Here is a 10,490-nt window from a genome sequence, read left to right as displayed (position 1 = left end):
CGATTAAGCCTTGTATTGCAGTCTTTTAAGTCCCCCTTTGGGGGATTTAGGGGGCTGTAGTTTAACGCTCACAAAGACTAAAATCTCTTTTAAATGCATAATTCGGGTCAGAAGAAACGTATAACAAAGATAAGCCGAAACGGTTCGTTCCCGCGAAGCGGTTACAAGTTCGGCATGACATCATCCTGAACTCGTTTCAGGATCTCATTACACCTTCCACACGCAATTGGACATGCCGTCATGTATAGTTCAAACACAGCATCCCAAGGAGGAGAAATGCAGAATACAAAAAATGACCGCCGATCATTCCTGGGCAGGGCGGCAATTGCCGGAGCAGCGGCTGCCGCTGCGGCCAAAACTGTTGAGTCTCAAACCAGGAGCCTGAAAGGCCCCGGCGATTTCCTGCGCATCGGATGTCTCAATGTAGTCTCCTACTCACACCTCAACGGCATCTGGGGGCCTCTGATCAATGCCCGCCAGGGGGAAAAAGATACTCCGTTCACCAATATGCGCATTACTCACTGCTGGGAAATCGAGTATGACAAGGCCGTGCAGTTCGCCAAAACCTATGGCTGCCAGGCAGTCAGGAACTTCGATGATATGCTGGGGAAAGTTGACTGCATTATCTCGGGAGGATATTACAACCACCCCTGGAACCACATCATTCACGAGCCTTACCTTGAGGCCGGGCTTCCCAACCTTATCAACAGGCCGTTCAGCAACTCTCTCGCCAAAGCGAAAAAAATCATTGAAATGGCGCGAAAGTATAACGCTCCCATCCTGGTTCCCTCCAGCCACGAGCACAATGAATCCATCGCCCGCGCAAAAGTCTGGGCCACCGGAAAAAATATCATCTGCTACAGCGCCACCAATTCGTTCGATGATTATCCGACTCATGGTATTCACGGGCTGTACCTGTGCTGCAAGGCAATCGCGGAAGCCGGAAATCCGGTGACAGCGGTATCGTACCGCGCCGACAATTGGTACAGTCCTCCGGGCGTCCTCACTTTTGAACACCGCAACAAGGAGGGCAAGCCATTCTTCGGCACGCTGCACCAGGTAGCCGGTTCATGGGGAACCATTCAGATTCACACCCCGGAAGTGTATGGCGGCGAAAGCTTCAATATCTATTACGGAACCGGGTATCCCTACAACAAGACGGAAATCTGGGCGACGCCCATCTGGGCATTCCAGAATATGGCTTCCTTTGGGGAGATGCCGCAGACTCTGGAGCAGATATATCACAAAACCAATGTCTTCCTCGCCGGCTGGCGCTCCATCCTGGTGAACGGAGGAAAGCCGGTCAGGCTCGCAGAGGTCCCCGAAGAATGGGAATCTCCCGTCTCATTGCCTAATCACCCGGATGACAATACGGTGGAACTCTTTAAAAAGAAATTTGGATAACATGCCCGCCTGGTAATGAGTGTGTTTTCTTGATCAGATCATTTTGTGATCTGGCCGTGAGGCCTGAACGGACAGGTTGTTTCAGGTCGCCATTAAGGTATTCATCCGGATTGTGTTCGGGAGCGTACGGGGGGGAGGTAAAATACCCAGATCTTTTCTCGATCGGTTTCAAGTCATTGCGCCAGCTTTTTCGGGTGCGGAGCTCGTATTGGGTCTGGGGACTGAGCGTCCGAGCGTCTGTATCTTTCATAACTACAATATAATGAAATACTTAAAGAATAGCAACATTTATTCGCCGTAGCAATAATTGTTTTTTATGGCATAACTTCAAGCACTCTTTAGAATATTGAAACAAACTTTCTGACGATTGATACATGTAATAGTGCTTGAATATAGGAATATATATTTATATTTACTGAAAAGAAAAGGGTATTTTCAAGCTTAAAGAAAAACCTTTTTTATTAGAGGGGCGTCTTTTTTACCCCCTTAACAAGGGGGTCGCCGCTTCAGCGGCGGGGGGATTTAAAACGCTTTTGAAGAACTTTTTCGCTTGCAGGGGCGTTAAATACCATTATTCTGCGTTTTTTCTGTATATTTCACAGTAATCCTATTTTGCATTTCTCCTGCGGGATCATTGATTTATATGGATCACCCCACCATGGAAAACCGCTCCGGTACTCCTTCACGTCCGAGAATACCCGGTTATTTCATCGCAATTTTCCGGTATCTTATCGTTGTGGGTTGTCTTCTGTGGGTATTCTATGATATTCGCCCGGAGCGTCTCCCGGCTACGCTCTCCATTCACAATTGGCTATGGATTCCTCCCGCCGTGTTTTTTCAGTTGTCCAGCTTCGGACTGCAGGGAATCAGGTGGAAATTCCTGCTCTATCCCCTGGGGAGGCTTTCCTGGTTAAGAACAACTCAGGCGGTTTATGCCGGGCAGTTCGCCAATGGCATGTTTCCCATGCGGATCGGCGAACTGGTGCGTGTATATCTTGTGAGCCGCTGGCTCGCCGCCGATTTCGTTGCCGTTATCCCTTCCATATCGATGGAGTTCCTGTTTGACTGCCTCTGGCTGGCGATCGCCATTGGAACAGCCGCTTTTCTGGTTCCACTTCCTCCGGCGCTCCTGGATGCGGTCTTTGTGCTTGTAATCTTTGTAGTTGCCGCAGCCGGGCTGTTCGCTTTCGTTGTTTTCCGGGAAAGAAAAACCCCCCATCGACACCATGCCGCCGCTTCGTTTATTGAAAAACTCTGGAATAAGGCAAACCAGCTTTTCCACCGCCTGCTAGACGGTCTCCATGGAATAGGATTTTCCGGCGCTTTTTTCGGGGCGCTCCTGGTTTCCCTTCTCCTCCTCATCACCCAGACGCTGGCGTTCTGGATGGTCATGGCGGCCTGCGGGCTTCATCTTACATTCTGGGCAGGAGCAGTGGTGTTCCTGATAGTACATCTCGGGACCATGCTGCCCAATGCTCCATCCAATGTGGGTACCTACCAGTTCTTTACTGTCCTGGGGCTCTCCCTGTTCGGGGTGGATAAAACCACGGCGGCCGGATTTTCGGTGGTGGTTTTCGTACTGCTCACCGCACCACTCCTTCTGGCGGGTTTTTTTGCCCTGCATCAAACCGGGCTTACCCAGAGGAAAATCCGTGAGGATATGCTCGATACCCTCGATCGACGATAACTCGTTTCGGAGTCTATCTTATTAGACAGGATTTACAAGATTAACAGGATTTTAAAAGGGAATAGAACCACGTACCTCAAAGTTTCCCTTTCTTACAGCCCGAATGCTCTCATGCTTTCCCCGATATACGCTATCTGAGATTCCTCCAGTTCCGGATACATCGGCAGGGAAAGGATCTCGCCGGACGCTTTCAAAGCTTCGGGAAAATCCTGCTCGCTGAGATTCAGATAACCATAAGCTTTCAGATACGGCAGCGCGATGGGGTAGTGAATGCCTGTGGAGATTCCCCGTTCTTTGAGAAAATCCTGAAGAGGCCGACGCACCTTGGAATCGATCCTCACTACAAACAGGTGATATACCGCGCGGACATCGTCTATCTCCTGCGGAGTGACCACCTGAAGCCCCTTAAGGCAACGGTTGTAGGTAGAGGCATTCCGGCGGCGGCTTTCGGTCCAGTCCACCAGATGCGGAAGCTTGGTGCATAGTACGGCGGCCTGGATACCGTCCAGGCGGCTGTTCACACCCTCAAGCAGATGATTGTATTTGTCGAGCCGCCCATGATTGGCGATCATGCGTACCCGGTCCGCCAAAGCGTCGTCGTTCGTGGCCACAGCTCCGGCATCGCCGTACGCGCCCAGGTTTTTCCCCGGATAGAAGCTGAAACAGGTCAGATCGGCGCAGGAGGCGATGGGACGGCCTTTATACATGGCGCCGTGCGCCTGAGCCGCATCCCCGACCACTTTCAGACCGTGCTTGTTAGCAAGAGACAGAATAGGATCCATATCCGCCGGCTGCCCGTAGAGGTGAACCGGTAGAATAGCTCTGGTATGGCTTGTAATCTTTTCTTCGATTTTGTTCACATCTATGTTATAAGTCCGTGGATTTATATCTACGAATACAACCTTGGCTCCGGTCATGGAAACCGCTTCCGAAGTTGCAATAAAGCTGTTTGCAACGGTAATGACCTCATCCCCGTGGCCGACTCCAAGGGCTTTGAGAGCAATGAACAGAGCGTCAGTGCCGTTCCCGACCCCTACGCAGTGTTTCGTTTGGCAATAGCCGGCAAAAGCCTTCTCAAAATTTTCTACGAACCTGCCGCCGATGAAAGCTGTCGAGGACAGAACCTCCGAGATGGCAGAGTCCATTTCTTTCCGAATGCCGAGATATTGAGCTTTTAAATCGACCAAAGGGATATTCATTATTTCTCTCTTTAAAAATAGTTTGGTTGGAAAACAGTCTCGTGTATCCCCGAAGAAGGACTTATAGTAAAATAAATAGACATCTTTTTGGTTCCATAGACCCTGAAACAAGTTCAGGGTGACGGCTGGTTTCTTCATGTAGTATGCACCGTGTCATGCCGAACTTGTTTCGGCATCTATTCCAATAAGCAATATTTCTGAAGCCCTTTCCCCCCTATCCAATTCCGAGACGGCACTGTTTGGGTTTAAACCTTAAATTCACCTCGCGGCCGGTCTCCACCGATTCATACATGGCGCTGATCAGTTCAAGTGATTTACGGGCCTCGATACCGTCGACCAGGGCGGCCTTACGGGTTTCCAGCGCACTGATGACCCCTTTCAGGTATTCTCCGAGATTGTATCCGGGAATATCAGGGTTTGTACCGTATTTTTCAAATATTACATCGTCTATAGGCTGATGGTCTGTGAATTCCCAGGTTTCCAGCTTGTTCATGTAAAAACCCCCGATGACCACGCTTCCCTTTTCCCCAAGAATGCTGATGGAGCCTTCCAGGTCTTTCGGACGGGCAGCGGTGGTAGCCTCGATAATACCGAGGGCGCCGCTTTCGAACCGGAAGAGGGCGGCCCCTGTATCTTCGCATTCGATTGTGACCAGACGGGTGGAGATCATGGCCTGTACGCTTTCAACACTCCCCATAAACCACGTAAGCATATCTATGTGGTGGCTCGCCTGGTTGGTCAATACCCCCCCGTCATACGTCCAGGTGCCCCGCCAGGCGGCCGAGTCATAGTAGGCCTGGTCGCGTTTCCACCGTACCCGGACAGTACCCAGCACCATTTTTCCAAACCTTCCCTGCTCCAGCGCCTCGCGGGCTTTGATAATGGGAAGATTGTAACGGTTCTGGTGCACCACGAACAGTCTGACTCCATATCTGTCGCATTCCTGGATGATCTGATCGGCTTCGTCGAGACGGAGAGCGATCGGTTTCTCCACAACCAGGGGTTTGCCGTATCGCACCAGTTCCAAAACCTTTTTATAGTGGTCACCGCTGGGGGTAAGAATGTTGATGATATCGATGCTGTCTCCCCTGTCATCCATCATCGCATCCACTGAGGAATAGGCGCGGGCATTGTGTTTTTCGGCAAAAGCGCGGGCTCTTTGGGGAATGATGTCCTGGAATGCAACGATTTCCGCGTTCTCCAGATGATTTTCAATGACTTGCACATGTTTTTTGGCGATATTGCCGCAGCCGACTATGGCGAATCTCTTTTTCATGTAACCTTTCCGTGGTAATATGATGTGAGCAAAAAAAGTAGACAAAACGAAAACTTTTAAATACTTTTTCTCGCGAAGTTCGCAAAGTTCGCAAAGAAAAAATACTTGTTTCAATAATTTTTATTGTATTTTCCCGCACTATGGTAAAATTATTCAGATGTCATAAATTATCCGTGATGCATTCCAATTTTCAGCTATTTCCTTTCGTTATTGATTTTGCGAACTTTGCGAGAGAATAAATCAAAGATTTCAAAACATCAATTTTTTTATAAACTATGTTTCATGGCATATGAATCGTCATTCCCCCAATTGACCAGGGCGCTCTACCTGGCGCATTCCTGCCCGTATCTGTTTCAGGGAAACCGTTGCGTCGGAGGCGACTACTGTCTCTTCCCTCCCGGACAGGACCATATATGCTGTTTTTTTTGCCCTTTTTTCAGTTCCTGCCCCGATGATACGGGAGTGTGCTTGCGATTCATCGAAAAATAACCGTGGCATCGGGATCGAATGGGTTATTGCGCAACGCAAGGCTGAATAGGTATGGATAATCATTTTTCAAATGGTACATGTAGGCCAGCCACTCGATAATGACCAGAGTGCAGGCTCTTTTCATGTCGTTGGAGAGGTGGTCGAAATCAGGGCCAGGAAGGTCTTTCAGGTTCTCACGGTGATCCAGTTCGTCGGCGAGGTGGAATACCGCCCAGAGAAGCTCGGTAAAAGAATCATGCTCCAGGAGGTTGGGATTTTCCAGAAGGCGAAGAAGGAATATCCTTTTTTCAACCAGAAAGCATTTTAACGAAACGAGATCGCCTCTTTTGCTCTCGATGGAGTAATTCATTTTTCTCAGGCGATTGCTTGCTGTTTCAAAATTATGGTGAGTCCAGCTTCCGTTCACTCTTAAATCTTTGCCGATTTCTTCAGGCCGGGGAATAAAATCGAGAAATATTTTGAGAAGGCCGGTTCCCACTTCGCTGAAAAAAGCGCCAATAACCATATTGAGTTTTTTAAGAAGAAGACGCTTTCCCCGACGTTCCAGGAGGTTGTTGATAATAAGAGTCACCAGCAGTACTTCGATGGGAACAAAGGCCAGATCCTGGAAGAAGTAAAAGGCAATAGAGCCGACGTTGCCAAAAATCAGGTATTCTATGATATAGAGGAACGCCGACAGCGCAACGAGCGACAATCCCAGAAAAATCTGCCATCGGCGAAATTTCATCCACATCCTCATTCTATTTTTAAAATATTTTCGGTTTTACCAGCCTCGAAAAATCGGCAAAGGACATTCTAATCACTTCCGTGTGAGATCCTGCATTGAATACAATCTCACTGTTCTCGGCGAGAGAAGAATCAACATACACATCCATGCTGTATAAATTGCCGAACGGCGGCATTGCGCCAACCTCGCAGTCCGGAAACCTGTTCTTAAATTCTTTTTCGTCGGCCAGGAAAATTTCATTCGTGCAAATCTTTTCCGCAAGAGCAGTCAAATCGAGACGGTGATGGGCTCCGGTGACTGCCATGTCCATCCTGCCATCGATCTTCAGCACGACCACCTTGGCCATCTGCTTTCCGTGAATATGGGAAAGCTCGGCGATTTCCTGGGCAGTGAACGCCGGGGAATGTTTGATGCTTAAATATTTGACGTGATTCTTATCCAGAAAATCTTTTAATGTTTTTACCGGCATGGAAACACCTCCGCGGTTATTTATATGGAAGAAAATTCAAACAGGACCGTAATGTTCTAAAATAATCAATTATTTGAGCGTTCAATCAATCTTTTTTTTCTCCTCCAAATTATACATGACGACAAATTTAAATGCGCTTCTTTATGGTATAGATGCCGAAACGGTTCGTTCCCGCGAAGCGGCAACAAGTTCGGCATGACATTGGGCTCTCGTCATCCTGAACTCGTTTCAGGATCTAATTTCATGCGCAATTATTTGTGTCGTCATGTATAGTCGGTAACTTGACAGTTCAAAAGCAAATAATTCTTTTACGGATAAAAAAAAGGGAGCGGCTTTAGCTCCCTTTTTTTTCGCTAATTGTCTCCCCTGAAAGGGAGCGGAATTATGCTCCCTTTTTTCGTAGCCGAACATCTTTTTAGGAGCGGTTTTCTGCTCCCCAGTCAAATATTGTGTGCGCTTTTTACCTGGCCGATAGCGAGTATACCCAGATATACGAGTTGCGAAGGTTCTCTGCCATGAGGATTCTGCCCGTTTTATCGGAGCTGATCACCCCGCACTGAGTAGTAGCCGAAGGCCAACCGAGACAGTCGATGGAGCCGGTGGTGGTATCATAGCAGAGAAGCCAGGAGTTATCGAAATCACGGCCTCCGAGCATGTAGAGTTTGTTATCGCCACCATAGGTGAGAGATCGGAGATTCCAATATTGGAATGCCTTGCCTTTGTTGATGACTGTTGAGGTGGAGGGATGGAATTTGAACAGAAAACCGTCATTGATGGTGCCGCACCAGAATCCGCCGTCTCTTGCCTTGATTGTGGAGGCAATTCCGTTCTCGTAGATAGGATCGTTATCCATGCCTTTCTGAGTGGGGACCACCGCTCCGGTAAACACCGGTTTCTCGTCGCCGTACGCCAGCCGGAAAATCCTGCCGCCCAACTGCCTGATATAGGTCGCGAAGTAAACTGTTCCTGCGTCATCGATCATAAGCACCTTGGGCACTCCGCGCCAGGAAACCCGGCCGAGGTCTTTTACTCTCCAGGGAGTCATGACTACGCCGAAGTCTTTGGTTGTCTTCTTGGAGTAGTCGAAGGCAAAAAGATGGCCTGCCGGATAGGTGATTCCATAGATGCGGGTGTGCAGACTGTCTACCGCGATGCAGTTGATTCCCTGCCCGGGAGCGATAATCCCGTAGTCGGTGAACGCCTTTGAGGCGGGATCAAAGGTGAAAAGATGGCCGCCCTCGTATTTCTTGCCGGCATCGTCAAAAACTTCATTGTAGGTTGTGGTAGCGCCGATCAGAACACTCTTGGGGCCAAGCTCCAGGTCGCTGACTTTCGGCTGTCCGGGCATTTTCTGGGTGACATTCATGACATGCTCGGATTTTACGCCGTCTGTGCGGAACAGATGACAGGTGGCGGCGCCCCAGGTGGCTGCGGTGCTGCCATACACCCAGCCATCCTTCATGAGAATCATGTCGGTGACTGCGCTCTCGCCGCCGCGAATTGGACCCTGCGGGCCGTTGGAAATCAGATAGCTTTTTATACCGCCGCCAATATCTCCGTACCGCTGGGCGCTTGTTTGCGAAGTAAAAACAAAGAGAGAGATCACCATAGTGATCCAGAGTATACGAATTCCTGTTCTCATTTCAAACCCTCCAGACTTATGGGTGGATCATAACGGACAAGCATGGGTCCCCTGACTTCCTTTCCTTCCTTATTTTTCATGCCCCTGATGTATCCATAGCAGGAGAAGTATGCCTTATGATCTCTCCCCACCACCGCTCCATAGCAGCCGTCCACATCGATCTTGCCCGGCCAGTAAAACTTTTTCGCCTTGATATCGTAAATGGTAAGGATCGGCATACCTGAAAGGGTGATGCCGTGACCGCCGGCGATCATGTAGAGGCGGCCCAAGCTTTCATCGAGAGCAATGTTCGGTGTATAAACTCTTTCCTTGGGGGAGGCGACCACATGGCCCAGTTCTTCGACCTTGTTGGTTTTGGTATCATAACTCCAGAGGAATCCCTCGGCGGAAATGCCGTAAATGACATTCTTAGAGGTCACACAGGAAGAGCGGAGGCCGGGGATTTTCATATCGAGATCGGTGAATGTTTCGGTATCGGGATTGAATTTGGTCAGTCCGTCGAATTCGTTGGCGAAATAGCTCATGCCGTCACGGTCCATGATCATCTCGCGGACACCGAACCTTCCGTTGGTTTCGTAGTGCTTCAGCTCACGGGTGGTAATGTTGACACGCCAGTAGCGTCCGCGGTCCACCGAGAAGCCGTGCACGGTATTCCGTTTTTCGTCGAAATAGAGCGCCACCAGTCCGCCATAGGGCGCGGGGATGCCGTAATATTCCACCTGTTTGGTCCGGGGATCCCATCTAACAACGGCTCCGCCGGCATAACTTTTCGGGAAATAGGCATTATCAAACTCGTGGTCATAGGAAGCGCCCATATAACCGGCAGTCCAGATATTACCCTTTGAATCGGACTGAATATTGGCGTGAATCTTGCCATGGCCGGGAGTTTCCGCATTGGAAAAGATCGCGCTCTCCATATCGAGATTAAATACCTCGGTAACCTTATCGGCCTTGGGGTCGTAGTAAGAAACCATGGTGTTGCCGTAGCCCCAGGGACGCTCGTACCGGTCCGGGTTGTTGGTTCGATCCGTTCCCCAGTGGTCGCCGCCGCTGAACCAGATTCGGCCCTGCGGATCCTCGCAGATTTTGTTCCAGTTGGTTTCCATGACACTTTCGCCCTTCCATATGTTGCCGGGGGCGAAGTACTTTTTGGGTTTAACCTCCTGGATGTCTTTCTTCGGCTGGGTATACGCGACAAGCGGTATAATCACCAGGCCGAGGAAAAGAAAGGAACACAGTCTTAGGTATTTCATAACATACTACCTCCTTACATGAAAGATTTAGTTTCATAAAAAAATCTGCCCGATAATGTAATGTGTGTATAAACGAAAAGATGGAGTCAAAAGCAATAGAAATAAATAGTGAAACTATTTTTTTTATTAAGATACCTGAAATTTCTTTTCAGGAGATAACGTCTAAATTTAAGGTTCTTCTCCAAAAGAGTTGGTTAAGAAACTTACTTACAAGGGTTGCATTGAGGAAATGATCTCAATCCAACCCTATTCAAAATATGTTGTTAGTTGCTGTCAAGCCCAAGCAAGTCAGCCTTCGGCTGAGGCTTGACAGATTGAGGCTTGCTTAGATTATTTACGTAACA

Annotated in this window: 8 protein-coding genes; 2 read left to right on the top strand and 6 right to left on the bottom strand. The window is 49.0% G+C overall.

The window, feature by feature from the left end; translation table 11 throughout:
• The first annotated feature begins 276 nt into the window (after window positions 1–276).
• On the top strand, window positions 277–1,404 hold the full coding sequence (locus Q8O92_09710; protein ID MDP2983589.1) for a twin-arginine translocation signal domain-containing protein: 1,128 nt from the start codon (window positions 277–279) through the stop codon (window positions 1,402–1,404).
• A 643-nt stretch (window positions 1,405–2,047) separates the two neighbouring features.
• Window positions 2,048–3,091, top strand: coding sequence for a lysylphosphatidylglycerol synthase transmembrane domain-containing protein (locus Q8O92_09705; GenBank protein MDP2983588.1), 1,044 nt, complete (start codon window positions 2,048–2,050; stop codon window positions 3,089–3,091).
• A 92-nt stretch (window positions 3,092–3,183) separates the two neighbouring features.
• Here Q8O92_09705 and Q8O92_09700 read toward each other — a convergent pair whose 3' ends face one another.
• From Q8O92_09700 to Q8O92_09675, 6 genes are all read right to left on the bottom strand, one after another.
• A complete protein-coding gene (locus Q8O92_09700) occupies window positions 3,184–4,290 on the bottom strand; it encodes a DegT/DnrJ/EryC1/StrS family aminotransferase (protein MDP2983587.1) in 1,107 nt (368 codons plus the stop codon).
• Window positions 4,291–4,504: 214 nt separating this feature from the next.
• Window positions 4,505–5,566 (bottom strand): Gfo/Idh/MocA family oxidoreductase, encoded by a 1,062-nt coding sequence (locus tag Q8O92_09695; GenBank protein MDP2983586.1) that lies wholly within the window; start codon window positions 5,564–5,566, stop codon window positions 4,505–4,507.
• A gap of 475 nt (window positions 5,567–6,041) precedes the next feature.
• The gene (locus tag Q8O92_09690) at window positions 6,042–6,782 is read right to left on the bottom strand and encodes a hypothetical protein (protein MDP2983585.1); all 741 of its coding nucleotides are present in this window, start codon (window positions 6,780–6,782) and stop codon (window positions 6,042–6,044) included.
• Between the two features lie 19 nt (window positions 6,783–6,801).
• Complete coding sequence (locus tag Q8O92_09685; GenBank protein MDP2983584.1) at window positions 6,802–7,251, bottom strand: YbaK/EbsC family protein; 450 nt, start codon at window positions 7,249–7,251, stop codon at window positions 6,802–6,804.
• 460 nt (window positions 7,252–7,711) lie between these two features.
• Window positions 7,712–8,893, bottom strand: a complete 1,182-nt coding sequence (locus tag Q8O92_09680; protein MDP2983583.1) for a hypothetical protein — start codon at window positions 8,891–8,893, stop codon at window positions 7,712–7,714.
• Entirely contained in the window at window positions 8,890–10,146 is a 1,257-nt protein-coding gene (locus Q8O92_09675; protein ID MDP2983582.1) for a two-component regulator propeller domain-containing protein, read from the bottom strand. The genes Q8O92_09680 and Q8O92_09675 overlap by 4 nt, the downstream gene beginning before the upstream one ends.
• Between the last annotated feature and the right edge of the window lie 344 nt (window positions 10,147–10,490).

It is taken from the genome of Candidatus Latescibacter sp. (assembly GCA_030692375.1).
In the GTDB taxonomy this organism is placed as follows: Bacteria; Latescibacterota; Latescibacteria; order Latescibacterales; family Latescibacteraceae; genus JAUYCD01.
Note: the sequence above shows the minus strand (reverse complement) of the source record. Positions and strands in the feature narration are given on the sequence as shown.

What these genes read in the sequence shown, in the direction of transcription:
- Q8O92_09675 (MDP2983582.1), bottom strand. Translation starts at nt 10,146, where the DNA reads ATGAAATACCTAAGACTGTGTTCCTTTCTTTTCCTCGGCCTGGTGATT.
- Q8O92_09710 (MDP2983589.1), top strand. Translation starts at nt 277, where the DNA reads ATGCAGAATACAAAAAATGACCGCCGATCATTCCTGGGCAGGGCGGCA.
- Q8O92_09685 (MDP2983584.1), bottom strand. Translation starts at nt 7,251, where the DNA reads ATGCCGGTAAAAACATTAAAAGATTTTCTGGATAAGAATCACGTCAAA.
- Q8O92_09680 (MDP2983583.1), bottom strand. Translation starts at nt 8,893, where the DNA reads ATGAGAACAGGAATTCGTATACTCTGGATCACTATGGTGATCTCTCTC.
- Q8O92_09700 (MDP2983587.1), bottom strand. Translation starts at nt 4,290, where the DNA reads ATGAATATCCCTTTGGTCGATTTAAAAGCTCAATATCTCGGCATTCGG.
- Q8O92_09705 (MDP2983588.1), top strand. Translation starts at nt 2,048, where the DNA reads ATGGATCACCCCACCATGGAAAACCGCTCCGGTACTCCTTCACGTCCG.
- Q8O92_09690 (MDP2983585.1), bottom strand. Translation starts at nt 6,782, where the DNA reads ATGAAATTTCGCCGATGGCAGATTTTTCTGGGATTGTCGCTCGTTGCG.
- Q8O92_09695 (MDP2983586.1), bottom strand. Translation starts at nt 5,566, where the DNA reads ATGAAAAAGAGATTCGCCATAGTCGGCTGCGGCAATATCGCCAAAAAA.